At 36.9% G+C, this 26,905-nt stretch carries 22 protein-coding genes; 7 read left to right on the top strand and 15 right to left on the bottom strand.

Translation table 11 applies throughout. The features are described 5' to 3' along the window. Positions 1-62: 62 nt before the first annotated feature. Together ACTF48_RS03625 and ACTF48_RS03620 are read right to left on the bottom strand one after the other, a co-directional pair. The gene (locus ACTF48_RS03625; RefSeq protein WP_438961778.1) at positions 63-1,514 is read right to left on the bottom strand and encodes a DUF5689 domain-containing protein; all 1,452 of its coding nucleotides are present in this window, start codon (positions 1,512-1,514) and stop codon (positions 63-65) included. Between the two features lie 32 nt (positions 1,515-1,546). Continuing rightward, the gene (locus ACTF48_RS03620) at positions 1,547-4,384 is read right to left on the bottom strand and encodes a carboxypeptidase regulatory-like domain-containing protein (protein ID WP_438961777.1); all 2,838 of its coding nucleotides are present in this window, start codon (positions 4,382-4,384) and stop codon (positions 1,547-1,549) included. A 125-nt stretch (positions 4,385-4,509) separates the two neighbouring features. Here ACTF48_RS03620 and ACTF48_RS03615 point away from each other — a divergent pair, with 125 nt between their 5' ends. Continuing rightward, complete coding sequence (locus tag ACTF48_RS03615) at positions 4,510-5,574, top strand: endonuclease/exonuclease/phosphatase family protein (protein ID WP_438961776.1); 1,065 nt, start codon at positions 4,510-4,512, stop codon at positions 5,572-5,574. Positions 5,575-5,658: 84 nt separating this feature from the next. On the opposite strand, the gene ACTF48_RS03610 is transcribed toward ACTF48_RS03615, so the two are convergent. Beyond that, positions 5,659-6,021, bottom strand: coding sequence for a YraN family protein (locus ACTF48_RS03610; RefSeq protein WP_438961775.1), 363 nt, complete (start codon positions 6,019-6,021; stop codon positions 5,659-5,661). A 2-nt stretch (positions 6,022-6,023) separates the two neighbouring features. After that, positions 6,024-6,914, bottom strand: a complete 891-nt coding sequence (locus ACTF48_RS03605; RefSeq protein ID WP_438961774.1) for a S66 peptidase family protein — start codon at positions 6,912-6,914, stop codon at positions 6,024-6,026. A gap of 156 nt (positions 6,915-7,070) precedes the next feature. On the opposite strand from ACTF48_RS03605, the gene metG reads away from it, so the two are divergent. The 3 genes from metG to ACTF48_RS03590 all read left to right on the top strand — a co-directional run bounded on the left by metG (position 7,071) and on the right by ACTF48_RS03590 (position 11,248). Then, positions 7,071-9,152, top strand: a complete 2,082-nt coding sequence (gene metG / locus ACTF48_RS03600) for a methionine--tRNA ligase (RefSeq protein ID WP_438961773.1) — start codon at positions 7,071-7,073, stop codon at positions 9,150-9,152. Positions 9,153-9,341: 189 nt separating this feature from the next. Next, entirely contained in the window at positions 9,342-10,604 is a 1,263-nt protein-coding gene (locus ACTF48_RS03595; RefSeq protein WP_438961772.1) for a cystathionine gamma-synthase family protein, read from the top strand. A gap of 92 nt (positions 10,605-10,696) precedes the next feature. After that, positions 10,697-11,248, top strand: coding sequence for a hypothetical protein (locus ACTF48_RS03590; protein WP_438961771.1), 552 nt, complete (start codon positions 10,697-10,699; stop codon positions 11,246-11,248). Between the two features lie 95 nt (positions 11,249-11,343). Here ACTF48_RS03590 and ACTF48_RS03585 read toward each other — a convergent pair whose 3' ends face one another. Next, on the bottom strand, positions 11,344-12,219 hold the full coding sequence (locus ACTF48_RS03585; protein WP_438961770.1) for a helix-turn-helix transcriptional regulator: 876 nt from the start codon (positions 12,217-12,219) through the stop codon (positions 11,344-11,346). A gap of 190 nt (positions 12,220-12,409) precedes the next feature. On the opposite strand from ACTF48_RS03585, the gene hemA reads away from it, so the two are divergent. The 3 genes from hemA (at position 12,410) to ACTF48_RS03570 (ending at position 15,360) form a co-directional block, all read left to right on the top strand. Next, positions 12,410-13,672, top strand: coding sequence for a glutamyl-tRNA reductase (hemA, locus tag ACTF48_RS03580; RefSeq protein ID WP_438961769.1), 1,263 nt, complete (start codon positions 12,410-12,412; stop codon positions 13,670-13,672). After that, positions 13,662-14,615, top strand: coding sequence for a hydroxymethylbilane synthase (gene hemC / locus ACTF48_RS03575; protein WP_438961768.1), 954 nt, complete (start codon positions 13,662-13,664; stop codon positions 14,613-14,615). The genes hemA and hemC overlap by 11 nt, the downstream gene beginning before the upstream one ends. Positions 14,616-14,793: 178 nt before the next feature. Beyond that, positions 14,794-15,360: a CvpA family protein gene (locus tag ACTF48_RS03570; protein ID WP_438961767.1), complete on the top strand. Its 567-nt coding sequence runs from the start codon at positions 14,794-14,796 to the stop codon at positions 15,358-15,360. Positions 15,361-15,430: 70 nt separating this feature from the next. Here ACTF48_RS03570 and ACTF48_RS03565 read toward each other — a convergent pair whose 3' ends face one another. From ACTF48_RS03565 to ACTF48_RS03520, 10 genes are all read right to left on the bottom strand, one after another. After that, positions 15,431-16,636 carry a murein hydrolase activator EnvC family protein gene (locus ACTF48_RS03565; protein ID WP_438961766.1) on the bottom strand — a complete coding sequence of 402 codons (1,206 nt, stop codon included), beginning with the start codon at positions 16,634-16,636 and terminating at the stop codon, positions 15,431-15,433. Further along, positions 16,636-17,391, bottom strand: a complete 756-nt coding sequence (locus ACTF48_RS03560) for a DUF4292 domain-containing protein (RefSeq protein ID WP_438961765.1) — start codon at positions 17,389-17,391, stop codon at positions 16,636-16,638. Before ACTF48_RS03560 ends, ACTF48_RS03565 begins: the two co-directional genes overlap by 1 nt. Further along, entirely contained in the window at positions 17,392-18,771 is a 1,380-nt protein-coding gene (locus tag ACTF48_RS03555) for a tetratricopeptide repeat protein (protein WP_438961764.1), read from the bottom strand. A gap of 19 nt (positions 18,772-18,790) precedes the next feature. Beyond that, positions 18,791-19,807, bottom strand: a complete 1,017-nt coding sequence (locus ACTF48_RS03550) for a sugar phosphate nucleotidyltransferase (protein ID WP_438961763.1) — start codon at positions 19,805-19,807, stop codon at positions 18,791-18,793. A 149-nt stretch (positions 19,808-19,956) separates the two neighbouring features. Continuing rightward, the gene (gene dut, locus ACTF48_RS03545) at positions 19,957-20,391 is read right to left on the bottom strand and encodes a dUTP diphosphatase (RefSeq protein ID WP_438961762.1); all 435 of its coding nucleotides are present in this window, start codon (positions 20,389-20,391) and stop codon (positions 19,957-19,959) included. Then, positions 20,391-21,845, bottom strand: coding sequence for a lipopolysaccharide biosynthesis protein (locus tag ACTF48_RS03540; RefSeq protein WP_438961761.1), 1,455 nt, complete (start codon positions 21,843-21,845; stop codon positions 20,391-20,393). The genes dut and ACTF48_RS03540 overlap by 1 nt, the downstream gene beginning before the upstream one ends. Before the next feature lie 96 nt (positions 21,846-21,941). Continuing rightward, entirely contained in the window at positions 21,942-22,766 is an 825-nt protein-coding gene (locus tag ACTF48_RS03535; protein WP_438961760.1) for a hypothetical protein, read from the bottom strand. Positions 22,767-22,873: 107 nt separating this feature from the next. Continuing rightward, on the bottom strand, positions 22,874-23,368 hold the full coding sequence (locus ACTF48_RS03530; protein WP_438961759.1) for a hypothetical protein: 495 nt from the start codon (positions 23,366-23,368) through the stop codon (positions 22,874-22,876). 117 nt (positions 23,369-23,485) lie between these two features. Further along, positions 23,486-24,295, bottom strand: a complete 810-nt coding sequence (locus tag ACTF48_RS03525; RefSeq protein ID WP_438961758.1) for a PoNe immunity protein domain-containing protein — start codon at positions 24,293-24,295, stop codon at positions 23,486-23,488. A 12-nt stretch (positions 24,296-24,307) separates the two neighbouring features. Then, positions 24,308-26,422 (bottom strand): hypothetical protein, encoded by a 2,115-nt coding sequence (locus tag ACTF48_RS03520; protein WP_438961757.1) that lies wholly within the window; start codon positions 26,420-26,422, stop codon positions 24,308-24,310. Positions 26,423-26,905: the final 483 nt, after the last annotated feature.

Here is a 26,905-nt window from a genome sequence, read left to right as displayed (position 1 = left end):
CCATTGTAAATTACAATAGGCTTTTATGATATGTTTTCGCTTAAAGCGAAAAGGTTAACTAATTAGTTACTCGTTAAAGAGATGTTATCGAGTTCATAAGTTCCATCAAAGGCGCTATCTCCAGAACCTTTATATCTAAATGCAATATGACCCGTTCCAGAAACACAGTCTAGAGACACATTCCCAGAAGAAACCCAGTTAGTAAAAAGCTCATTATCTGGAACAACAAAAGCATCTTCTATTTCTTGCCAGGTTGCAGCATTAATGTTAGCATCAGTTCCATCCCAGTCTGCTGAAAATAAAACTAATAATTCTGAAGCATCTGAAAAACTGTTTGATGTTTCAAAAGAGAATACTTCTCCAGTTTGTGCGTCAAAATCTATACTAGGTGTTACAAGCCAGCTTATCGTTGAAGAATCACCAGAATTATATGCTCCTACACGTGCACTTTTTCCCAAGGATGGATTAGAACCACCAGAAGTATACACTTCCCAGGTTTCAGTACCAGCCTCTTGAACATTAGACCATCCTGCTGGCATAGCTGCAGCACCGGTAGATTGTGTTTCAAAATTTTCTGACAAGATCGTGTTAGCTCCTGGAGCGCTCGCACTTGCACAATCTATAGGCGTTCCTAAAACAAAAGGAATAGGATCACAACGATCTGTTCCTGGCATATTAAAGTTCTCAGGTGTATTAACGTATAAAACAAATTCACTATCATCAAAACTTCTAGTAATAAGAGCGTCTATAGTACCTTTTCCATCGGGAATATTTAGCGCTTTGAAGTCAGAAAATGTGCTTGTAAAAAGATTAGCGGTAGAATCATCGATACAGTTTTTAATAGTTCGCTCACCATCAAAACTGTCACCAGCTTCACAAGCAAAACAACGATCTATATCTTCTACTATAAATTGAACATCACTTACTCTAATCCATAATAACTCAGTCACATCTTCAATAAACTCATCAAATGTTAACTCTAAAGGAACAATTGTTTCTACTACATTATCTCTCTTAATAAATTCACCTTCTTGTGATCCTGCAATTCTTTCAATGTCACCACCAGTACCAGCTTTTCCTATGGTAACTACCCCATTAGATATTCCAGCGGTTAAACCTGTAAGTTTTAAGAAAACTTTTCTTCCAAATTCATAACGAGTAAATAAAGGATTTACATCTATAGAAATAGCTACCCCAGTTGTTGGGTTTTCTGCTTGATCTTGAATAATTAATTCCTTAAACCAGTTTCCACCTTGATCATCAGATATTACATAACCAGTTACATAAGCATCTACTAGTTCCCCATCACCATTGAGCACTTGTTCAAAAGTTACTGTTCCAGTGTTGCTTTGTGCAACCTGAGAGGCAATTGTGCTTAGTTCTAATACTTCACCATTTACTTCAACAGGTGTTGTGTCGTTAAAAGTGGGTGCTGTAAAATCATCATCTCCTACACAAGAAAATGTGATGGCTGCGATAAACGCTAGCGCTATTATTTTATGAAAAGTTCTCATATTATTTATTTTATTTTTCATCATTAATTTTATTAAAATCTTAGGTAAACGTTTAGGTAATAAGTACGTCCATTTCCATAGAAATAACGTGGTGCAAATACTTCAATAGGGTTGTTTCTGTCATCAAGGACATCTTGGTAATTTGCTAGTCGCCCTTGTTCAAAACCACCAGTTCTAAACTCTTTACCAAGTACATTATTAATAGTCGCAAAGAAACCTACAAACTTATCACCTATTCTCCAAGACTTACCACCTACCACATTTACAAGTTCGTATGGGTTGAATTTTTCTTGTTTTAATAAACCTCTTGCGATTTCTTCATCATAATTAGCAATAGCTAAGCCGTCTAAATCAGTTACAAAGTTTTCAGTTCTTCTTAATGCAGCTACGTCTACATAAGAATTTGAAAAGAAGTTTGCCGTTGCACCTATCCACCAGTAATCTGGATCGCGATATTCAAAACCTACTTGATACGCTTGTTCTGGTCCACCAGATACGTGGTAATTTTTCAACTTAGTAGTTCCATCACCAAATGTAATATCCTGATTAGGGAAGTCATCACTATTTAAATACAGGTTAGGATTGTTGCTAAAAGTGTTTGTCCCAAAAGCTGCCGCTCCTTTTAAGTTTATAGTAGGAGTAACTTGTACTTCTAGTCCTATTTCTCCACCTATATTACGACGATCTATGTTAGTCATCACTTCTTGGACAAAAGAGTTTCCATCTTGAGTTGGAACCCCAGAAACTCCTTGAACAAAATAGAAACCTACATCTGTTCCATTTTGGAACTGAGTATAGTACCCTGTAAAACGCGCTTTAACTATAGGTGATCTATAGATATAAGATAAATCAGTAGAGTAAACGGTTTGAGACTCTAATCCTGTAACAGAATTATTATTTTGTCTGGCATTAGGGAAGGCTGACCTTATAGTAGGAGCGTCTGTAAAGTAAGCTCCGTTAAAATCGATAAAGCTTTTTCCACTTAACTTATAAGTAGCGCCACCTTTAACACCAAAATTTGTAAAGTTCAACTGTTCACTTTTCCCATAAGAGTTATTCTCAAAAGCATTAAAGTTTCCATTTCTAAATTTACCATCTCTTTGATAAGATGTCTGAGTGATATTACCAGCCACATAAAAGTCAACTTTTTTAGTCTTAAACTGCGCTTGAGCAAAGGCATCTACCTCATCTACTAAAATATCATAATTGTATTTATAACGATCACCTTCTCTTGCGATACGATTAGGATTGTTCACATCAGATTGTGCAGCTTGATCTAGGTTTACTTCTTGAGATTCCTGTGCAAAGAAATCCACATCTAGATAACCACCACCACCTAGTAAATCTTTAACACTTGCAAAATTTTCACTTTTCAAGTTACGGTAGCTTACTCCACCGGTAAATAAAATATTATCAGTTAAATCTGCTGTAAGAATAGAATTTGCCATAAACAAATCGTCATCTATACGATCTTCTTGAATAACATAAACGCTTGTTCCACCTTGTTGAGTGAAAGAGGCATTTGCTCTGTAAAGAGTTTCCCAGTCTAACTGACCATTACTTTGGAACTCTTGTTGAGCAAGATATGCGTTTTCATAATCCAGGCCATTACGTAAAAAGTAACTAGGTAGATTTTGGTAATAATCTGGATTAGGGTTCCTAGCACCACCTATATAAGAATCTTGACCTTCTAGTGTTACTAAGCGAGTACCACCATTATCTATACGTGTGTTCCCTAGTTTACCAAACTGATATCCCACGTTTGTATTCAACTTTACTTTATCAGAGATCTTCCAGTTATGGTTTAACATTAAAATAGGTTCTTCTATTTCTCTGATACGACTGTTACGCTTTTGCCCTTCAAAAAATCCCCAGTTAGGATTATAAGTATTTCCTCTAAGGTTAAAAATCTCTTCAGTCATAGGAGCTTGACGTCCACGACGGTTAGGTGTATAAATACCTGTAAAGTTTAAAAAGTGACGTTCATTAATCTTCTTTTCTACAGACAGTGCTATGGAGTTTGCATCATAAACGGTTCCGTCTATAAATCCTTCCTCACCAGCACGTCTCGATGCTGTAATTGCATATGCCCATCCATTACTTTTAAGACCACTACTATAAGTTGCCATAAAACGACCGGCATAACTACGATTTGCAGCAGCATAAGAAAGACGCGTTCCTTCACGTTGTTGAGAAGCTCGCATATCTATACTCTGCACACCACCTAATCCACCAAATGTATTATCTGCTGGAGCAAGTCCCATACTGAATACCTGGTTGCGCTGTAAGTCATTTACACCACCCCAGTTACTCCATTGTGGACGACCTGAAAATAATTTATTCATAGTCATTCCATTAATAAGAACACGACCATCTTCACTATTTAAACCTCTAGGTCTAAAGAATGTAGCACTAAAATCAAAAGCTGCTGCTCTTAAAAACTGGTCTCTGGTGGCTTGCAATAATCCAGACATATTATTAGCTGCATTTGCATCATCAGAGAGATCGTTTTCAGTAAGAGAAATGATACCAGCCGTTTGATCCTGATCACTAAAATCTACTCTCAAGTATAGAGGATCTAAGTTTACAGGTACTTCAGTACTCACTATAATAGGTAAGGTACGGTTGTAATGATCTGCTGCGCTGGCTTGCAGTTTTTGATCTCCTACAGGAATTCCAGAGTCAAAAGTAAAGAAACCATCAATATTTGTAGTTGCAGTAAATTTAGTTCCTAAAATTTCTATCAGCGCTCCTTTAATAGGTTCTTCAGTTGATTCATCAATTACTCGACCTTTTACCACTTGAGCACTCGTAATGGAGCTACAGACCAGTAATAGCAATAGAATCAGCTTGCTAATTTGTTTGTTCATAAGAGTTATTTGTTAATAAAATATTATTAATTCGCGGCAAAAGTACGTTTTTCTTATCTTAACTGTACCTTTGGCGCATCATTTGTATAAATGTTTACATAATGTTAATCTAAGTTATTTAAAAAATGTATAAGTACTTTATTACCAGTGTTTTTTTGTTTTTCGCTTTTGCGGAAGCGTCACAAGCACAACAGGACGCAAAACAGTATAAAATTCAGACGGTAGCCTTCTACAACCTAGAAAACCTTTTTGACACTGAAGATGACACGACTATTAACGATGAAGCTAGTCCAATGATGGAAATGGCCGAAGGGTTAAGAGAAGATGTGTATCAAAAAAAATTAACAAACATGGCTCGTGTCATTAGAAAAATAGGAGCTGATAAGTCTGGGACCGCACCGGCTATTCTAGGAGTTTGTGAAATAGAAAACCGCAAAGTTCTTGAAGATCTTGCCAGCCACCAGTTGTTAAGAGATTATGATTATGGAATTGAACACTATGATTCACCCGACAGGCGAGGAATAGACGTTGCGTTACTTTACAAGAAAAGTGAGTTTAAAGTAAATAATTCTCAATCGCGTCGTTTAATGATTAATAGTACCAGCAGTGGTAATCGTATTTATACTAGGGATCAACTAGTGGTAAGTGGAGAACTTAATGGAGATCCTATCCACTTTATAGTAAACCACTGGCCATCACGCCGTGGTGGTGAGCAGCGCAGTAGACCTAACCGTGTAGCTGCTGCAGCTTTAAATCAAAAGATTATAGACTCGTTGCATGTTTCAAATGCTATGGCAAAAATCATGACCATGGGAGATCTTAATGATGACCCTACTAATGTGAGTGTGATTGAGACCTTAAATGCACAACAAGAGCAAGAAGATGTAAAACCTCAAATGATCTATAACCCTTACATTCAAATGTTGAAAGATGGGTTTAACACACTTGCTTATCGTGATGCGGGAAACATCTTTGACCAGATTATGATGACATACCCATTGTTAAAACAAGCAAATCAAAACGGCTACTTTTACTACCACGCAGGTATTTATAACCCTAGTTTTATGACTAATAAAACGGGACGTTATAAAGGATATCCTTTACGTAGTTATAATAACGGAAATTTCACTAATGGATTTAGCGATCACTTTCCGGTTTATGTGTACCTCATTAAAGAAGAGACGAAGTAAATATTATATAATTTTTTTCAGAGTTAAATAGGTATTACTTCTGTTCAGAATATTAAAGCAGTCTCTTTAGGCTGCTTTTCTCATTTAAAAATGATAAAAAGCATTTTCTAGATGCTCTATTTGAGTGCCTGCCTTATTTTTAATAATAGCTACGATGTCAAATCTTGCTTCTATATCATCACCAGCATGGTGCTCTATGTAATGATTTGCAGTAGTGACTAATCTTTTTATTTGCGCAGGTTTTAAAAAACTTTGAGGATCGCCAAATTCTGGTGTGGAACGGGTTTTCACCTCTACAATAACAATCGTATTTCCTTTTTGAGCGATGATATCTATCTCACCTTTTAAATAAACATAATTAGTAGTAAGAATATCATAGCCTTTTTCAAGCAAGTGCGCCACCGCTAGTTTTTCTCCTTCCTTTCCTAGTTCATTATGTTGTGCCATAGCTAGTAGGTAAAGGTTATTGCTTTTTCTGTAATCGTTACCATCATTTCTACTCCTAATTTGAGCGTGCGATGGTCTTTAATATGACCTGCCGGAAAATTAAAAATTAATGGATAGTCATAACCAGCCGTCATGTCAGTGATTATTTCTTGTGCATTTTTACCAAAAGGAATTTCATGATCTCTCATATCACTCATTCCACCTACTATAATTCCTTTAAGGTTATCTAGATGCCCAGCTCGTTTTAATCCATACATCATGCGCTCTATATGGTATAAGTATTCATCTATATCTTCTATAAAAAGAAAACAGCCACTGGCTTTAGGAAAGCTACTAGATCCCAGCAAACTATATAGAATAGAGAGATTTCCTCCTACCACTGGAGCAGTTATTTCTTGAATGGATAAGCCACCATCATTGGGAATAGAAACTACTTGCTCATGACCTAAAAGTGCATTTTTAAAACTATCAATCGCTGCTGTAGGCTTGTTTTTAAGTTCCAGCGGCATGAAAGTATGCAGACTTGATATTCCTAAAGTATTCAAATGACCATGCAATACGGTAACGTCTGAGTAGCCTATGATGAGTTTTTTTAAATTCGCTTTCGCGAAAGCGTTAAAATCAATATAATCCAGGAGCTGAACAGTACCATAGCCACCACGAGCGATCCATATCGCATCAATATCCTCGTCATCCAGCGCTTCTTGAAAATCCATAATTCTTAATGGAACATCACCACCCATTTGATGATGCATAGCACCGATGGTTTTTCCATAAGTCACTCTCAAATCCCATGACTCCATTAAGTCTTGAGCAGGTTTTAAATCTACTTTTTGAGCACTTCTTGCCGTACAAAGGATTCTAATATGGGAATTTTTAGTTAATGTATTCATACTCAAATATAGCCCTCAATTTTTACAAGACATTAGAGGAATCTCTAATAAGCTTATCGAGGTCTTAAATATAAGCCAACTCCATATAATCATACCAGCATAAAAGGTTTTTTACTGTATCATAAATCGTAAATTTGCAGCTCTCAAAATAAGCTCATGAGCAGTAAACAACGATATACGATTACGGCAGCATTGCCATATACTAACGGTCCAGTTCACATAGGTCACCTCGCAGGAGTTTATGTTCCTGCAGATATTTTTGCACGTTACCAGCGCTTGAAAGGCAGCGATGTTGCTTTTATTTGTGGTAGTGATGAGCATGGAGTGCCTATTACCATTAAGGCAAAAAAGGAAGGGATCACACCGCAAAAATTAGTAGATCGTTATCATAAAATCATAGGCGACTCTTTTAAAGAATTTGGAATCACCTTTGATAATTACAGTCGTACCAGCGCATCTATTCATCATCAAACAGCCAGTGATTTTTTTTCAAAATTGTACGATGACGGTAAATTTGTTGAGCAAGTTACTGAGCAATTATATGATCCAGAAGCTGATCAGTTTCTAGCAGATCGATTTGTAATAGGAACTTGTCCTAAATGCGGTAACACAGAGTCTTATGGAGATCAGTGCGAGAAATGTGGAACCTCACATAACGCTACAGATCTTATAGACCCTAAAAGTGCCATCACAGGTAATGTTCCAGAGTTAAAAGAAACAAAACACTGGTTCTTACCACTAGATGAATACAGCGACTGGCTCAATGAATGGATCGTAGAAGGACATACTAAGGACTGGAAAGCAAACGTAGTAGGCCAAGTAAAAAGCTGGATTACAGACGGTTTACATCCACGCGCGGTGACTCGAGACCTGGATTGGGGAATTCCAGTTCCAGTAAATGGAGGCGATGGTAAAGTGCTTTATGTGTGGTTTGATGCACCTATAGGTTACATCTCAGCTACTAAAGAATGGGCAGCTCGAGAAGGTAAAAACTGGGAAGATTACTGGAAAAAAGATGATACAAAGCTCCTACACTTTATAGGTAAAGATAATATTGTTTTTCACTGTATCATTTTTCCAGCGATGTTAAAAGCGCATGGCGATTACATCATGCCCCATAATGTTCCTGCAAACGAGTTCCTGAATCTGGAAGACCATAAAATTTCTACTTCTAGAAACTGGGCCGTGTGGTTGCATGAATACCTAGAAGATTTTCCAGGACAGCAAGATGTATTGCGTTATGTTTTAACCGCAAATGCTCCAGAAACTAAAGATAACAACTTCACCTGGAAAGATTTTCAAGCTAGAAATAACAATGAACTTGTTGCAAATCTTGGGAATTTTGTCAATCGTGTAATTGTACTCACTAATAAATATTATGATGGAGTGGTTCCTCAAACCGCAAACCTTCAAGAAAGAGATCTGGCACTACTCGATCAGATTAAAAAATTCCCAGAGAACATAGGAAATAGTCTGGAGAGATACCGCTTTCGCGAAAGCTTAAACGAACTCATGAATTTATCCAGTCTAGGAAATAAATACATTGCCGAAGAAGGATTAGAACCATGGAAACTCATTAAAAATGATCCACAACAGGTTCAAAATATAATGTATGTATGCTTGCAACTGACCACAGCACTTGCCATATTAAGTGAGCCTTTTTTGCCGCATACATCAGCCCAACTTAAAAATATGCTTGACTATTCTGCACTAGATGCGGAATCTTCTGGTTGGGATCGAGTAGCTAGTACAGAACCACTACTACCATCCAACCACAAAATAAATAAAGCTGAACTGCTATTCTCTAGAATAGAAGACGAGCAAGTACAAGCACAACTCGATAAATTACAAGCTACTAAAGCAGCAAATCTCGGCTCAGCCGGGACAACACCTAATCTTATGCCACAAAAAGACGAGACTAATTACGATGACTTCATGAAAATGGACCTGCGCGTAGGAGAAATTCTTACTGCCGAAAAAATGCCTAAAACCGACAAATTAATGGTCATGACGGTAGATACTGGAATCGATAAAAGAACCATCGTTTCTGGAATTGCACAACACTACAGTGCTGAGGAGTTAGTAGGTCGCAAAGTAACCGTACTCGCAAATCTTGCACCAAGAAAACTACGTGGTGTAGAATCTCAAGGAATGATTCTCCTTGCCGAAGATCCTGAAGGAAAACTAGTGTTTGTAAATCCTGATGACGCGGTGGTGAATGGAGCGACTATTGCATAATTTAGTTCCTTTACTAATAGCAGCATACCATTTGCCGTTAAGAAAATAACGGTTATTCAAATAGCGCTCATTAATTAAAGAATTCATATTATTTGAGCTTAAAATTGTGGTTTGTAAAAAATAAGCTTACGAAATCGATGGAGTCCGCAAAAAAAAGTAAATTGTGCCCAGTTTTAAATTTCCCATTTTATGAAAGATTCTATGAAGCCCGAAAGCCTAATGATGTCCTATGGATACAAGCCTGAACTATCTGAAGGCGCTATAAAATGTCCTCTATTTTTAACCTCTACATTTGTCTTTAAAACGGCTCAAGAAGGAAAAGCCTTTTTTGAACTTGCTTATGGTAAGCGAGAAAAGTTACCTGGTGAAGAAATGGGTTTAATTTACAGCCGTATTAATAATCCAGATTTAGAAATACTAGAGAACCGTTTATGTTTATGGGACCAGGCAGATGATTGTGCCGTTTTTGAAAGTGGAATGAGTGCGATTTCCACGGTGCTCATGGAGTTTTTAGAACCTGGACAAGTGCTCTTATACAGCTCACCTACTTATGGAGGAACAGACCACTTCATCAACCACTTTTTACCTAAATATGGTATTCACTCCTTAGGATTCAAATCTGGAATGAGTAAGGAAGAGATTATAAAACTTGTAGAAGATGCTGGATATGCAGATAAAGTAGCCTTAATGCATATAGAAACTCCTGCAAATCCTACTAATTCACTGATCGATATAGAAATGTGTCGCGAGATTGCAGATCATTTTTCTACTGAAGAAAAACCAGTATTAATAGGTGTAGATAATACCTATATGGGACCATTATGGCAACATCCTTTACAAATGGGTGCTGACATCGTAATGTATAGCGCTACTAAATACATAGGTGGTCACAGCGACCTCATTGCCGGAGCAGTTCTAGGTAATGCTGAAATTATGCAACGTGTTAAAGTACTGCGCACCTTTTTAGGAAACATGGCTTCTCCTCATACCGGCTGGATGTTAATGCGTAGTCTTGAAACACTTAAAATAAGAATGGAGCAACAACAGCGCAATGCTATTGAAGTGGCTAACTTTTTACACAACCACCCTAAAGTAGCTAAGCTGAACTATCTAGGTTTAATAGATCAAAACTCACCAGATTATGCAATTTATAAAAAGCAATATGACGGTCCTGGTGCTATGATAAGTTTTGAAATTAACGGTGGTGAGAAAGAAGCCTTTCAGTTTTTAGACTCTTTGCGATTGATACGTCTAGCCGTAAGTCTAGGTGGAACAGAATCTCTAGCAGAGCATCCACGTTCCATGACCCATGCAGGAGTAGATGAAGACCATGCAGAAGCTATAGGTGTTACCCATTCTTTAGTGCGTTTATCCATAGGTGTAGAAAATAGCGATGACTTAATTACAGATTTAAGACAAGCGCTAGAAGCTGTAGAAATTACAGAAAAATAATAGTTTAGTTGTAGGTTTTTAGTTTTGGCATTTTCTTTGCCTCAGGTACTAAGAATTACGACCACACGTTATATCATCAAATGAAATTGACCTTGAAAAAGACCTTATCTGTTTTAACACTATTTACTGTTATTGCTGTACAAGCGCAACTGCCACAATCCAGTCCTCTAGAAATATCATCAGAACAGGCTTGTGAAATGCAGCTGGTTAAAAAATTAGATTTCATGCTGGATGGTTCTTTTACTCATGAAAACGTTCTTTTTAAAGAAATAGCAAAGCTGAGACCATGTGGCCTGGATGATTTTGATGTCACCTTTTTTAGTGACATGGATGTTTTTAACACCATGCTCACACGTATTTCTAAACACAAGAAGGTAGAACAAATGACCTTCAGTGATGTTTACACAGAGATTCTAAAGTTTAAAAAAGCCGCTGTTTACAAAGAAATACGCGAGGTTACTATGGCTAGTGAAGAGCTAGGTCAAACTACTGGAACTATTAAAAACTGGGAACAAGACCTTACTCTTTTTGAAAATTTAGGCGCTTCTACCACTGTGATTCAAAAGGTATATGATTATCTTAAATCAAATCCTGATAATGAAAAGACCTATAAGGAGATACTGGAGTTGTTGAAAGAGAAATAGTATTTCTGAATAGCTCAAGTGTTTTATACCAATTTGTGTTTATAATGCCGTTAATATTAAAAATCTTTTAGACTATTTAATTATTCCTTTTGGTATTACTTACCTGTTAAATACCTCTTAGGAGTTGTCCCATACTTCTTTTTAAAGGCACTTATAAAATGACTCGCTGTGCTGTAGCCTACCTTTAAACCTACCTCATTTACATTATGCTGACCGCTGTCTAAAAGTTGTCTCGCATAATTCATTTTATGATCTAGTAAAAAACCATAAACGGTATCGCCATACACTTCTTTAAAACCTTCTTTAAGCTTTTTAAGAGACAAACCTATTTCCATAGAAAGTTCATTTAAGGATGGCGGGCTGGTCATGCGCTCAATAATAATTTCCTTAGCCTTTTTAATCTTACGCATATTTTCCTCATCTACCAGAAATGGGCACGCCTCCACATCTGCATCTTCTGGGCTATTAAAATAAAGCGACATTAACTCATAACTTTTCCCCTTAAAATATAATCTCTTTATAGCATCATTTAAGTTATAATTCATCAGTTGATGTAGAGCTACCGCCATAGATGGCGATATACTACCATCTACATAATACTTTTTATCCTTGTTCTCTGCACTTAAAAAACTGATTTGTTGCGCATCTGGTGAGAACAGAGAATGGAATTTTTTTATAGAAACAAGCACACAAATAAACCAAGTATGGCCTTTTAAATCCAGGTTAATAGGTAAATCTCTAGAAGGATTATAAAGCAGGTAACTGTTTTGTTCTGATAGATTTAGCTTATAACCACCTTCATTAAAAGCCAGCTCTACTTGTCCTTTTAAACAAAAATGAAATTGAATAAAACTATTATCCACATCGTGATGAAAGTGAGCACTATCATCAGTATCATTTTTCAATCTTAAGACTTGAAATCCGTCTTCAATTAAAGTGACCTCAGCGGCACCTTTAGCGATATTTTCCATACTTCATTGCTATTTATAATCACTCTAAATAGTGGTGTTACGCTTTCGCGAAAGCGACATAAACGCCCTATGTTGAAGGGAAAAACACCATGGTTATACAAAAATAACCCATTGCGTTTAATTTGGAACCTATGGCGTTATTTTATTTAAGAAGAGTGATATAATTTTGTTTCTCATTAGGTATGAGTATATGGCGGCCCTACAGCCCAAACATTTTTCTTTTTATAGTATAGGTATCAGTTATCGCAAAGCCGATGCTGAGATGCGTGGTCTTTTTTCAATGAATGAAGAGACTATTCACAATCTATTACTACAAGCCAAGGAAGAAGGTATCCCATCACTAGCGGTCATTTCTACCTGTAACCGCACAGAGTTATATGGTTTTGCGCAACATCCTTTTCAGTTGATAAAATTACTCTGTGAACACTCTCATGGAACCGTTGAGGAGTTTCAAAAAATAGCCTATATTCAGAAAAATGAAGAAGCCTGTGATCACCTCTATACTGTAGGTACTGGATTAGACAGTCAGATTCTGGGCGATTTTGAAATCATAGGTCAGTTAAAAATGGCTTTTAAACGCTCTAAAAAACTGAATTTGATTAACCCATATATGGAGCGATTGCTCAATTGTGTTATACAAGCTAGTAAACGCATTAAAACCGAAACAGAATTAAGTAGCGGTGCCACATCAGTAAGTTTTGCTAGTGCGCAGTACATTTTAGAGAACTTTCCAGCAGGTGGTCCCGCAAAAAAAATATTACTTTTTGGAACCGGTAAAATAGGTCGTAACACCTGTGATAATCTTGTAAAACATACTCAAAACAAAGAAATCACTCTTATAAATCGCACTAAGGATAAGGCAGAACGTATCGCAGGGAAATTTGACCTAGTTGTTAAAGATTATGCACAGCTAGAAGAAGAGATTGCACATTCAGATATTCTTATAGTAGCTACTGGTGCTCAAAAACCTACCATTTCTAAGCAATTAATACATACCTCTAAGCCATTATTAATTCTAGATTTATCGATACCTAAAAATGTAGATGAGAATGTAAAAGCGCTAGATAATGTGACTTTAATTCACTTAGATGAACTTTCTAAAGTGACTCATAAAACACTTTCTAACCGAGAAAATTTTATACCTCAAGCACATCAAATCATTAAAGAAATCCATGCCGATTTTAAACAGTGGCAAGACTCGAGACAGTTTGCACCTACCATGCAGGCTTTAAAAAACAAACTCTCTACACTCAAAGAGGCAGAGATTAAAAATAGTCGCACAAAAATTGCAGATTTCAACCCAGAACAAGCAGATCTGATCGCAGACCGTATCATTCAGAAGATTGCAGGTCATTTTGCAAACCACCTGCGCAATGAAGAAGAAAGTACTGAAGAGGCGATAACACTACTCAACAAAGTATTTAAATTAGAAGGATCTACTTATGAGTCTTAAGATAAAAATAGGCACAAGAGACTCACAACTTGCTATGTGGCAAGCAACTACAGTGCAATCACAGTTACAAGCTTTAGGTTATAACACTGAATTACTTCCTGTAAAATCCCAAGGCGACCTCAACCTTACAGAACCCTTATATGAAATGGGAATTACAGGTATTTTTACTAAAACACTAGATGTGTCCTTAGTAAAAGGAGTTATAGACATCGCTGTACATAGCCTTAAAGATGTTCCTACGCAACTGCCTAAAGGTATGGTGCAAGCTGCTGTTCTAGAGCGCGCCTCTCAAAAAGACATCATCGTGTACAAGTCTAACTTTAATCCAGATGAGGTTATGACTATCGCCACAGGTAGCCTGCGCCGTAAGGCACAATGGCTGGATATGTATGGACATCATAACGTAGTAGATTTGCGTGGTAACGTAAATTCTCGTCTTTCTAAACTACACGCCAATAAAGAGTGGAACGCAGCTATTTTTGCCAAAGCTGGATTAGACCGTATAGGTTTACTGTCGCAATTAAAAGGTAATTATGGTTTTGAATATTCAGATTTAGACAGTTTTATCCCAGCTCCAGCTCAAGGTGCGATGATGGTAGCCGCCATGGGAAATAACACCGCTGTACTGGAAGCTATGGCTCACCTCAACCATGCGCCTACACAATTATGTGTAGATATAGAGCGTAAATTTTTACGAGAGCTAGAAGGTGGCTGTACAGCACCCATAGGTGCCATAGCTCAAATTTACGAGGACACACTTCATTTTAAAGGCTGTTTATTAAGCATAGATGGGAAAGAGCGACTAGAAGTTCAAAAAAGAGTGCCATTACTAGAACTACAGGATGATCGTGGTCTCGCTTTTGCACAATCGCAGGCACAAAAAATCCTAACTCAAGGTGGGAAAGCCTTAATGGCAAGCATTAAGGAAGAGTTAGATAAGTAGTGTGTTTAATTTACTGCTGTAAATAAGAGATTGCGTCGCTCTAAACTATAATTATATGTAGTCGCATGCAATGACAGATCTCAATGGCATTTCACTAACGACTTTAATACTGAGGAGTGTGGACTGAAGACTTTAAAACTAAAGACCTGTTTCAACTGTTCTCATTATATTTACACTTATGAATTGGTTAGATATTGTCATTTGTATAGTACTGTTAATAGGGCTTTGGAAAGGTTACTTAAACGGTTTTTTTGTAGAACTTACTTCACTACTCGCTTTAATTGCAGCGATTTATGGAGCTATTTACTTTTCAAACTATGCCGGTGACTGGTTGCGCAAACAGTTTGAATGGGAAGAGACCTATATTACTGTAGCCAGTTTTGTCATCACTTTTGTAGCCATCATCTTTGTGATAAGCTATGCGGGTAAACTCATAACTAAAATTATGAAAAGCGCTAAGCTAGGCTTTTTAAACAAGCTTGCTGGTGGCGCATTTGGACTTATAAAAATGGGATTTCTAGCCAGTGTGGTTTTAATGTTTATTAAAACAGCCTCTGGAGAATTTAACTTGTTAGGCGATAAAACCACAGAAGAAAGCATGGTTTATGAGCATATAGAACCACTTGCTCCATTCTTACTTCCTAAAATTCTAGAAGAAGCAGATCGTGTAGATCGCAGGATACGTGGCGATCGAGATAAAAATGAAACTGCAGTAGATTCTACAAATACCTCTAGGAACTTCTAGCTTTTATAAATTCAATTTAGTATTGTAGACTCTACTAATAGTTTGAATTTAAAACGTATTCATAGAATTATCAAAACCTCAACAACCAGCGAGAAGGATCTACCGTGTGGCTGTCTTCCATGAGTACAAAGCGTAACTCTGTAACACCAGAGTTATCTGTAAATACAGTTCCTATAACATCTCGTGTACTTACTTGATCTCCTTTTTGCACAGATACGCTTTTTAAATGATCATAAATAGAAGTGTAATTTCCATGTCTTACATAAACTGATAGGATTCCGTTTGCGGCTTTTTGAACTCTAACGACTTTACCGGTAAAAATAGCCTTGGCCACTGAGTTTGCAGGAGCTTGAAAACGCAACCCGTTAGAAGAAATTCTGATACCACCTAATACTGGATGTGGCTGGTCTCCATAGGTACGGGAAATAATAAATTTATCTACTGGATATGGTAGTTTCCCTTTATTAGATTTAAAGTTATTTGCCAGCACTTTTGCTTCTGGTGAAAGGAAGAATTTACCTTTTACCGCACCTGTTTTACCTTTATTAGATGCAGCAATATCTGCCTCAATAAGCTTTTTAATCTGACGATCTATTCTTGCTCGTTCCTTGCTGGCATCTCTGATTTCCTGAGCATATTTCTTCTCATCCTGTTTCACCACTGCTAGTAAATTTTCTTGCTCTTGCTTATCTTCTTGTAAAGCGATGCGCTGTTGTTTATTTACTTTAAGGACTTCTTGTTTTTGCATTTTTTCTAGCTCGAGCTCATTGTTTATTTCTTCCAGTCGTTTGGATTTTGCGGTAATTTCATCGGCTTGTGTTTTACGGTAGTCTGCATAGGATTTTAGGTACTGCACTCTTTTATAAGCTTGCAAAAAATCTTCTGATGAGAGCAAGAACATTAATCTGCTTTGTTCATTTTTAGACTTATAAGCCTTTACAATCATGCGAGCATATTCGTCTTTTTGTGCCTTGATTTCTTTTTTCAGCTTTGCATTTTCGTCAGTATTTCTTTTAATACTACGCGTGATTAAGTTAGCTTGTTTATTAGTAATATTAATAAGTTCTTGAGTACTTGCGATTTTCTTATCGATGGTTTCTACACGCAGTACCATCGTTTTACTTTCCTTCTTTACACCAGATAGTAAACGGGTATACTGATTGATTTCGGCTTGAATTTTTGCCTTTTTTGCTTCTAGCTGTGCTTTTTGTGATTGCGCTTTCGCGAAAGCGAAACACATAAACATCAAACCAAATAATAGACCTTTTCTAACCATTACAAATTCATGGGTTTACTCTTAGACGGAATAGAAAACGGGAACGATAAGTCTTGATCAAACTCTACGTTTTTAAACTCTAGACTTACTTGAGAGAAACGTTTACCGCGTTTTGCATCTACTTTTACTTCTAGCGGTATGATGCGTTTTTCCACTACTTGATAGTCTGGATAGGTGATGATTAAAAAACTATCTTCTGACGGTTTAGTAATAGATTGCTGGCTCAATTTAAAATCTGAAGGTCGCAGCTGGAACAACTTTTCAATGAGCAATCCTTGTTTAAATTGATACTGATTATCTACTATAGAAAATTCATGAGGTTGCAATGATTCTACCGCCTGACCGAGTAATAAATCTTCTAACTGGTCATATTCCAGCGGCTCGCCTAGAAAGTCACTGATCAGCGAAAAATCACCATCAAAAGAACGTCCTTTTAATTTTTCATAAAACTGAACCCAATCTGGAGTGATGTACACTTTGGCAGCTGTAAAACCTAGAAACTTTACACTCATCCAGATTTTTTTTCCTTTTTCTATGCGCAAATCCACATTTACACTACGTGATTGTCGTTCATCTTTATAATCTACAGAAAGGCGCGATTGCATGGTCTTAAAATCTGTACGAGCTGCTGTATGCGCTTTTACTACGCTCGATTTTTTTGCGGTAGCGCTGGCGGTATTTGCGGCTTTTTGAACTCCACCACAGCTTATTATGAGTGCTGCGATGCAGCAATAAAGAATGTTATATCCTTTCATTTATAATTTTTTAGAAAGTTCTAGAGCTTTGGTTCTCATTTTAGAAGCGGTTGTGGCATCACTTTTTAAGTCATAAGAAATAGCAAGCTGCTTGTACATGTCTTGTTCTAACTTGAGCTCGTCGAGCAAGTAAATTTGTCCCATTTCTATGGATTCTATAGCTTGATCTGGTGCGTTTAAATTATTATGTGCCACACCTTGAAGTAAATAAAACAGCGGCTGCGCTGGGAACTTTTCTATAGCCGCTTGGGTAATATTAATGGTCTTGTTAAAATCCTTAAGATCTATAGTTAACAAGGCTACACTTTTTAATAAATCTATGTTATTATCATCCAGGTCCAGTCCTTTTTCATAAAAGGCTATAGCTTGTGCCGCATCTTTTTTCTTAAGGTAAAAATCTCCCATAGCTCGATAAGCGTTAGGGTCTTCTACATCATCTGCGAGCCAGTTGATCGCGTCTGTAACAGTATTTTCTAGTTCTAAATTACCATCGGTCATGGTTATGAAGTCTTGTAAGACTTTCATTTTAGTTTTTTGATCAATCTTATTAGACGTTAAAACTTTTTCTAAACTCTCCTTTCCTTCTTCCAGACGGTTGTTTTCAAAGTAAATTTTATAGAGCGCTAGATGTGCGGCATCGCTATCTGTAACATTATTTTCAAAATCTTGTGCGACTTCAAACACTGCATCATGGTCACCGTTGCGGCTGTGCATATAAATCAAGTTGATATATGCTTGCTTGTTCTTAGGGTTTTGAGCGATCTCAGCTTCTAGCGACTCGATGTTATTATCATTGCGCACTTCTTGCTGCTGTCTGGATTCTAAGCTGCGACGTAGCGCGTTCCTGCGTGAATCTTCACTTCCTTGTTTTGCATCTATGGCGTTTAAGGATTTAAGCGCCTTATCATAATCTCCTATACGGTAATATAATGATGGTAAAAACTCCTCATAATTATCATTGATTTTTGCAAGTTGTTCCATCACCGGAACGGCTTTTTCATATTCCTTCTGTTCATCATAGATCTCAAATAATAAGTCGAGTATCCATTCATTATCACCAGATAGTTCTAGGGCTTTTTTGATGGTGGTTTCCGCTTTCGCGAAAGCGTTATTTGCAAAATGATTCTTAGCCAGCTCAAACTGTACTGCTCCAGAGCTAGGTTGCATGGTAGCACAGTTTTCTAACATGGTGATTGCACGATCGTGATTACCCTTTGCTTTTTCTGCCAGTGCATTAAAAAAGGTATCCTTAAAACTGTCTGAAACATCACCTAAATCATCTTGATTCTCCTCTACGGCTTCTACAGCTTCTTGTGCGTGAGAAGTGGCGCTCCATGATAGTGCGGCTAGAATCAAAAGAATGGTTATGTATTTTTTCATGTGTTTTTAAATTCAATAATTATTCCATTGTGGAATAATCACCTATGCTTATTTTGCTATAATTTGCATCATAAGTAACGTGATTTCCTATCATAGCATCATCTAATGTAGCATTCTTAATTAAAGAATGAGACTGTATTAATGAATTCTTAATCGTAGAATTTTCAATTACAGTTCCTGCTCCTATAGAAACGTGTGGCCCAACCGTTGAGTTTTTAATCACTACAGATGGATCTATAACGCATGGTTCTATGATTTTAGCATTTTCAAGGGTAGGATTTGTGTTGATCTCATCACTGCCATCTTTTTTCATGAACTCGATGATGCGCGTGTTAGTTTCTACGGTAACTGCTTTATTACCACAATCCATCCACTCGTCTACGGTACCGGTTTTAAACACCTTACCATTTTGCATCATGCGCTTGATACCATCATTAATCTGGTATTCTCCACCGTTGATGATGTTATTTTCCAGCACAAACTGTAGTTCTTTCTTGAGTTCACCTACTTCTTTAAAGTAATAAATACCTATTACTGCTTGATCAGAGACAAAGGTTTCTGGTTTTTCTACCAGCTCTACAATTTCATCATTATCATTCAATTTTACGACTCCATAGGCTTCTGGTTGATCTACTTGCTTAGTCCATATCACAGCATCGGCAGCTGGATCTAGTTTAAAGTCTGCACGGATTAGTGTGTCTGCATAAGCCACTACGGCAGGTCCCGTAAGTGAGTCTGCTGCGCTCATTATGGCGTGACCAGTTCCTAGTGGTTCTCCTTGTCTATAAATACTGGCTTTGGCACCTAAACTAGTCGCTAACTCTTCCAGGCTGCTTACCACATCATTTCCAAAAAATGCTGGATCGCCTAGAATAAAAGCAACTTCGGTCACTGGTTCTTCTAGAATATTTGCAATATCAGTCACTAGTCTGTGAACGATAGGCTTGTTTGCAATAGGGATTAATGGTTTAGGAACGGTTAAGGTATGTGGTCTGAGTCTGGAACCACGTCCAGCCATAGGTACAATTATTTTCATAAGCTTTATTCCCATAAAAATGGGAATCTAATTTTATAGATGTGATTGATTAAAAAATCACTGTTTGTTATTTCTTTTGCAGCAAGCTGTCTAACCTGCTGTTGGTTTTTTATTGTTTGAGGTTCCCGCCTGCGCGGGAACTGGGTTTTTTATTTCACTCCAGTACTACCAAAACCACCTGCTCCACGTTCTGTACTGCTCAATTCTTCTACTTTGTGCCACTCGGCACGCTCATGTTTTGCAATAACGAGTTGTGCGATGCGTTCACCGTTTTCTATGGTAAAAGCTTCATTTGATAAATTTACAAGAATCACACCTATTTCACCACGATAATCTGCATCTATGGTTCCTGGAGCGTTAAGGACTGTAATTCCTTTCTTAGCAGCGAGACCACTTCTAGGTCGTACTTGAGCCTCATAACCTATAGGTAATTCAATAAATAAGCCTGTTTTAATAATAGCGCGCTCCAAAGGTTCTAGAATTACTGGCGTTTCTAGATTTGCTCTTAAGTCCATTCCGGCACTAGCCTCAGTCTCATAGTGAGGTAAAGCATGTGCCGATTTATTGATAATTTTTATAGTCATTATTTTTTGATCAAATTTTTAATAAATGTTTTTTCGCGAATCCAAATAAGTCCAGCAAGTACAACAGTCATAATAGTTCCAACAAGATATAATTTCCAGCTACCTATTCCCAATAATTCTCTAAAATAATAGAAGAACACCAGCGATAAACTTATAGCCACTGCTAGGTAAAGCAACATATTCTTAACGTCATATGGAATGGCAAAGTGTTTTCTACTCATTAAATAAGAAGTCATCATCATCAATCCGTAAGCCGCACAGGTGGTAATCGCACTCGCCATATAACCTATTTGCGGAATTAATATCACATTCATAACTATGGTAAGAACAGCTCCCAGAACAGAGATATAAGCTCCATATTTAGTCTTATCGGTCACCTTATACCATACCGAAATGGATTGATAAATTCCAAAAAACAGATAAGCGATTAATATCAATGGAACGATGTCCATAGCTTCGTAGTATTCTTCGGTAATTAAAAGTGGTTTGATAACATCTACTAGAATGATGTAAACCAGTAACGCTAGCGAGCCTAAAATCACAAACATCTTAGTGATTTGGGCATAAAGTTGTGGTGCTCTGTCGTTTCCTGCTTCACTAAAGAAAAAGGGCTCCACACCTAGTTTAAATGCTGTAGCAAATAAAGTCATTCCTACTGCCAGTCTATAACAAGCTGTATAAACTCCTACCTGTTCAGTTGCATTGTCCACAAGCAACCATTCTAATAGAATTTTATCAAAGGTCTCATTAATGGCAAATGCTAGTCCTGCAATAAGAATCGGGAATCCATAACGCAGCATCTTTTTCCACAGCTGAACATCAAATTTCCATTTGCTGAAATATGGTCTGCAAATCATTAAAAACGTAAGCGCACTTGCACCAAAAAAGGCTATGAAATAAAGTTCAATCTTATCACTAGGCAAGATATCTCTCAATCCCGAAATCTCTTGTAACCATATCAAAAATAGGGCTGTACAACCTACAGAGATCACTACGTTCACCATTTTAATAACGGCATATTTCATAGCTTTTCCTTGCGCTCTCATGTAGGCAAATGGCACTACCGCAAGAGCATCAAAAGCAAGAACGCCTATGACCCATTTCCAATAATTTGCAGACTTCTCTGTCCAAACCTCAATATAATCTAAGCTCAAAAAAGAAATTATCACAAAAAGTAAGGTGCTACCCAGTAAAGTTCCTATAGCTGTTCCTAATACTTTAGTTTTATCTTGAGTCTCGGTAAAATATCTAAAAAAGGCCGTTTCTGTACCATAAGTGAGTAGTACATTGAAAATAATGATCCAAGAAAAAATAATTGAAAGTTCCCCAAAATCTGCCTTACTCGGTAGATAATTGGTGAGTAATGGTGTTAATAATACCGTCAATAATCGCGGCAGTACGGTCGCTAGACCATAGACAAAGGTGTGTTTAAAAAGACGATTGATAGAGCTCAAAAAAACCTGTGATTATAAGTGTATAAAGGTAGTTATAATCACAGGCTTGTACAATGTTACGCTTTCGCGAAAGCGTAATTAGTAAATCCTTATATTTTAGTGAACATGACAGGCTACGTCATGCGTGTGATGATGGTTACAATGAGTAACCTGATGTGTGGCGCACTGATTGCTGTAATCTGTATAACCGCCTGGCCAAGTGATGCTACCACCAGTGGCACGAGCTAGGGTAATATAATCTGGAGTAACGTGGTCGCACAAAATGACGTGTACCGGTCGTTTGATTTGATTCACCAAAGCAATGTCTCTGATACTTGTGCCGTCTGCAATGAGCACAAAGTCGCTGCCAGTTTGATCATGAGCTTGTGCAGCGATAATGGCTTCAACGTCATTCTCAGGTCCGTCTCCGCCACCGCCATTATCTACGGCCAGCGCTACGGTTTTTAAAAAACTATCGATCTCTAAATGATCTGGGAAATAAATACCACCTGTAGAGCCTACTGGTTTGTGCTTGTTTCCTTGACGTAACTTATCGTCACCATCATTAAAAAGTACCATACTATTGATGAGTTGCTTGTCTTTATTTAAATGATGCCAGCGCACCACTTGACCTACATAGCTGTACATGCTGCCGGTCCAGTCCACGACTACATTCATATTTTGCCATTCTGGATGCGCGTTAAAGGCGTCAAAAACGACCGTGTTTGTAGAAGTGTTTTGTCCACCTATATGATGTGTAGATGTGGTAGCAGCACTGCGCACGTAATGTGTTTTACCAGCTTTATCTTTAACTTCAATCACTTCATCGCTGGACTCTGCGTTCATATAACTTCTTATTTCTTCTGCAATGACAGCTCCTTGAGCATTTGCAATTCCCGAAAAGGCTAACACCACGATGGTTATTCTCAATAAATTTTTCATAGTTATAAATTTTATGAGCCAAACTTAAGCGCATAAAAAAGGCGTTCATAACTAGAATGAGCGCCTGCTGTATTTGATTGAGTGAATCGGTCTTTTGAGCTCGTTACTTATTGTGGCATAGACGGTAAAGCGAGTTGTGAACGTTCTTGAATATTAGTAATTTTAATATAAGTAAGTTTATCGCTGTTTTTGTCTTTAAGTTCAATAACAGCCTCATTATCTTTAAGTTCAAAAGGAAATTCTTCTAAGCTTGGTGCTTTATTTTGCATCTCTTTACTAGCATCTTTATCCATTATTAAATCCTTGCGACTATTAAAATCGGTACGGAAACGAGTGACCATCATCAAACGATCCTCGGCTGTGTAACTTATCGTTTTACTCACGCTGTTGCGAAAATAGATCGCAGCTACTTCATAATTCCCTACAACCTTAGTCGGAAAGTATAAGGTCACGCCACTACCAGATCCTGGTGCTCCACCAGTCCATTCTTGAGCATAAGGCTGTTCAGATTTTGAAAAGTCTGTACCGCTGTAGGTTTGTTTCATTTTTTGTACACCGCATGAGGTTAAGGCTAGAGCAAGGATGATGTATACTACTTTCATGGGTGTAATTTAAGGATTGTTGTTCAAATGTGGTGCCATGAACCTTTATAGAAGTAAAAAAGCCCTTCATTTCTGAAAGGCTTTCTTGTAATTTAGTTTTCACAAAGTATTTCTAAATTAAAAACCCAGTTTACCCAACCATCCTTTTTTCTCTTTAGTTAGTGGTAATTGATGTACTAAATCTTTAGGGTAATACTGGTTATCTATAAAACTACTATCATCTAAACCCATAATTTTAACTACAGCAGCTGCTTCAAAACTCCAGTAACCACAATAAATATTTGCTTTACTATTATGGCTGTTATATAAATTCATATGCTTGTGATAATAATCCTTTTCTAAAAATTGTTTCACTAATCGAGCAGCCGCTACTTTATCTTTTTCTTTTGTTGCTTTGCGTAGCCTATTATACACTTTTAGTATTACAGAATGTTCTGTATCATATTCTTCTGATCGCTTTTGTACTCTATTTGGGAACCTAGCTTTGATTATAAACTCATATAAATTATCACTGATGTTGTCTCGATCAGTGATATTAACTAAAATCTGAAAATCACTATCTGGAATTTCCAATAAATAAGCAAGTGAGAAATAATTTAAAATTATTTGATATGTAGGAACGTAATATTGATTTAAATAAATATTATCCTTCAAATGAACTTTACCTTGATTATTAATCATTGATTCGTTAAGTAATTTAATTCCTTTGGAAATATCCAAACTAATTTCTTCGTTAGGAAAAATACCTAAAGAATATTTTGCCGACAGAATATGAAGATAATGCGATGCCATTAAGTTTTTTACAGGAACTATTCTATCAATTTTAATCTGATTATTGTCTAATCTATCATACAAATTTTTATTTAATTTATATCGTTCATCAACAAAGTCTTCAAAATATTCTTTACTCTTAAGTTTATCTCTCATTATTAAAAGGCTTTAAGGAGTCCAAACATTTCCAATAACTCCGTTAGAGTCTACCAATTTATAAATTAAATTTCCATTAGGACCGTGAGTTGCAACAATTCTCTTATAACCATCAGCTATGATATTTGCAGCTAGAACAGAATTCCCATTCAAAGCACTAGCTAATTCACCTGGTCTTTGTATCCAAGCATCACTCATTTGTTTCGGTAGACCTGTGTTTGTATTAGGTGGATTAAGTGATGGTGTTGTTGTAGATGAAAATTTACTTTCTACAATAAAAAACTGTCCATCTTTTTCCATAACAGCATCTATACCATTATGACCCGATGCATCTATATCATCTATTCTAGTATGTAAAGGTATGTAACCTTTTTCAGCTAGATCTAGATCTGTAGACATTTCTCCAAAATTTCCTTTTCTTTTATTACTTTGAGATCCTATTGTACTTTCCCATTGATTAGTTATTGTGCGCTGCCTATCATTTACTTCGTCAGCTATATTTATAACGACTCGTTCGACATCATCACCTTTTGCAATAATAACGCCGCCACTAGGTGTTGTAGAACTAATAGGAATAAGTTGACCAGGATCGGGATTAGAATTAATTAACTTGAGATCATCACCATCTAAGTCAATTTTAAAACCACGACTGTACAACGTTCTAAATGATGGTAGGATATTAGCTACTTTCCTAAAGATTTTTGCAGCCTTAGCAATATTTTTAAACAGTTTAACTGTTGCTTTTCCTACCTTTGCCCATGGAATAAACTCAGCCACTATAGATGCTACAGACAGTGTTATGACTGTATAATCTGGTGGAGTAAGCTGCATTTCATTAACAATATCGTTTACAGCTATAGCAATTCCACCACCAGGTATAAATTCAATTAAGGTTTCCCATAAAATAGGTTCCATTATTTCTAATAATGCTTTCCATTCTTCGGCAGTTTGTGGAAGGTACTCATCTATCAAGGATTTTAATTCAGGTAAGAGTCCTATGAAAAGAAGATGCTGTTGCATTTGATCTTGTTGGGCAAATGAGAAATTAAGGTCTCCAATAGCAGGATCGTAGGATAAATCATTTTTTTGAGTATTCACAAGCTCATAAATGTTAATAACCTTAGTACTTACTTGCAGCCACTCTGCTTGATCCAGTTCGTCTTCTGCATCATAATTTGACATTGCTTCTCCAAAATCATTAAATTCTTCTGTTTCTAGATTACTAAGTGACTTTCCCGCTATTTCATTAAAAGTTCGGTGATCTTGAATTGATGAGAGATCATTTACCGTTTTCTCACCGCTCAACACATCAATCGCATTTAAAATTGCATCCTTTCCCTCTTGATTGATAGTGAGGCTTTGCTCATCTAAGTATTCGTCAATAGCGTCCGTAATGTGAGCGTTTTCATCATCACGTAAAAAAGTGATTTGCTCTGGTGTCAATATCAGTTGGTTATTGATTCTACTAAAGGCGTCATCTATCAGTTCAATATATCCCACAGGATTTACTGGAATCAATAAATCGATAGGAGGATTATTTCTAGGTGGGTTTGTTGTGCCTCCGGAAGAACTACCACCGCCACCGCCTGAACCGCCACCACCACCGCCACATGGAGCTTCTAATACAGTGAAAGACGCCCATCTTGTGACACAGTTTACACCACCTCTCTGTTCACCATCGTCACAAGGTTCACCAGGACCATGATTGCCTGACAGCCCACATCTAACCACATAGCAATCTTCATATGAATACCACATAGTTTGGGTGCCACCACATTTGAACCTAGTTTGAGAAATTAAAGAGTCGCCCCAAACCTGTTCAAAATGAATATTTTGCATATCTAACTCTCGATTGGACAACACTGGATAACTGACTAGACTCTGTACTTGCAAGCTGTCATTAACTATAGTCAACATATAATTACTCAAAACAGATTGCTTTTCAATACTGTCTTGTACAATCGGAAACGTATATGCCGTGAATTGGTCAGACTGTATCATTTCTATATGGGTCGTATCAATTTGAATTGAGTTAGAGCCAGTAGATTTCCTAGAAAAGCTATTTGATAAACTAAGAATTTTATTTTCTAACTCAGGTTTTCTAAGTAGCTCTTCAACACTTACCACCTTACCTTTTAACTTAGGGAAGTTTAAGCTCTCCTTTTCTAATTGTAGAACCTCTTCCTTTTCACAACTTTGAAAAAGAAAAAAGGACAGTAAAAGAAATGAGCTATATCAATCATCTTGAAAATAATAACGGACAGGTTTATAACGCAGATACTATAAATTTTCTTTCAGAAAAAATTGTAGAGCAATACGAGAAGAGAATTGATGAAAAAGATGAATTAATTTTAGAATTAAGAAAACAGATTAGGTAAATAAAATATTTAAATCGTTCCAAACTTCAGTTAGATCTCATATAAAAAATACACTACGTTTTGTAAACATGAAAAAGCCCTTCATTACTGAAAGACTTTTAATTATTCTAATAGAAGATGCTGAAATAAATTCAGCATAACCGATTTAATTATCGTAAAAGCTGTTTTAAAAAACGACGCTCTTTCACCACTTGATTTATGATGATCATAGCGATTACTGCTAAAGATACTA

The organism is Nonlabens sp. (assembly GCF_965660805.1).
Classification (GTDB): Bacteria; Bacteroidota; Bacteroidia; order Flavobacteriales; family Flavobacteriaceae; genus Nonlabens.
This window is presented reverse-complemented; position numbering and strand designations above follow the sequence as displayed.

Coding starts and splice junctions, on each gene's coding strand:
- metG (WP_438961773.1), top strand. CDS start 7,071: ATGAGCAGTAAACAACGATATACGATTACGGCAGCATTGCCATATACT.
- ACTF48_RS03535 (WP_438961760.1), bottom strand. CDS start 22,766: ATGAAAAATTTATTGAGAATAACCATCGTGGTGTTAGCCTTTTCGGGA.
- ACTF48_RS03595 (WP_438961772.1), top strand. CDS start 9,342: ATGAAAGATTCTATGAAGCCCGAAAGCCTAATGATGTCCTATGGATAC.
- ACTF48_RS03570 (WP_438961767.1), top strand. CDS start 14,794: ATGAATTGGTTAGATATTGTCATTTGTATAGTACTGTTAATAGGGCTT.
- ACTF48_RS03615 (WP_438961776.1), top strand. CDS start 4,510: ATGTATAAGTACTTTATTACCAGTGTTTTTTTGTTTTTCGCTTTTGCG.
- ACTF48_RS03565 (WP_438961766.1), bottom strand. CDS start 16,636: ATGGTTAGAAAAGGTCTATTATTTGGTTTGATGTTTATGTGTTTCGCT.
- ACTF48_RS03560 (WP_438961765.1), bottom strand. CDS start 17,391: ATGAAAGGATATAACATTCTTTATTGCTGCATCGCAGCACTCATAATA.
- hemC (WP_438961768.1), top strand. CDS start 13,662: ATGAGTCTTAAGATAAAAATAGGCACAAGAGACTCACAACTTGCTATG.
- ACTF48_RS03525 (WP_438961758.1), bottom strand. CDS start 24,295: ATGAGAGATAAACTTAAGAGTAAAGAATATTTTGAAGACTTTGTTGAT.
- ACTF48_RS03555 (WP_438961764.1), bottom strand. CDS start 18,771: ATGAAAAAATACATAACCATTCTTTTGATTCTAGCCGCACTATCATGG.
- ACTF48_RS03530 (WP_438961759.1), bottom strand. CDS start 23,368: ATGAAAGTAGTATACATCATCCTTGCTCTAGCCTTAACCTCATGCGGT.
- ACTF48_RS03610 (WP_438961775.1), bottom strand. CDS start 6,021: ATGGCACAACATAATGAACTAGGAAAGGAAGGAGAAAAACTAGCGGTG.
- dut (WP_438961762.1), bottom strand. CDS start 20,391: ATGACTATAAAAATTATCAATAAATCGGCACATGCTTTACCTCACTAT.
- ACTF48_RS03550 (WP_438961763.1), bottom strand. CDS start 19,807: ATGAAAATAATTGTACCTATGGCTGGACGTGGTTCCAGACTCAGACCA.
- ACTF48_RS03620 (WP_438961777.1), bottom strand. CDS start 4,384: ATGAACAAACAAATTAGCAAGCTGATTCTATTGCTATTACTGGTCTGT.
- ACTF48_RS03585 (WP_438961770.1), bottom strand. CDS start 12,219: ATGGAAAATATCGCTAAAGGTGCCGCTGAGGTCACTTTAATTGAAGAC.
- hemA (WP_438961769.1), top strand. CDS start 12,410: ATGGCGGCCCTACAGCCCAAACATTTTTCTTTTTATAGTATAGGTATC.
- ACTF48_RS03625 (WP_438961778.1), bottom strand. CDS start 1,514: ATGAGAACTTTTCATAAAATAATAGCGCTAGCGTTTATCGCAGCCATC.
- ACTF48_RS03605 (WP_438961774.1), bottom strand. CDS start 6,914: ATGAATACATTAACTAAAAATTCCCATATTAGAATCCTTTGTACGGCA.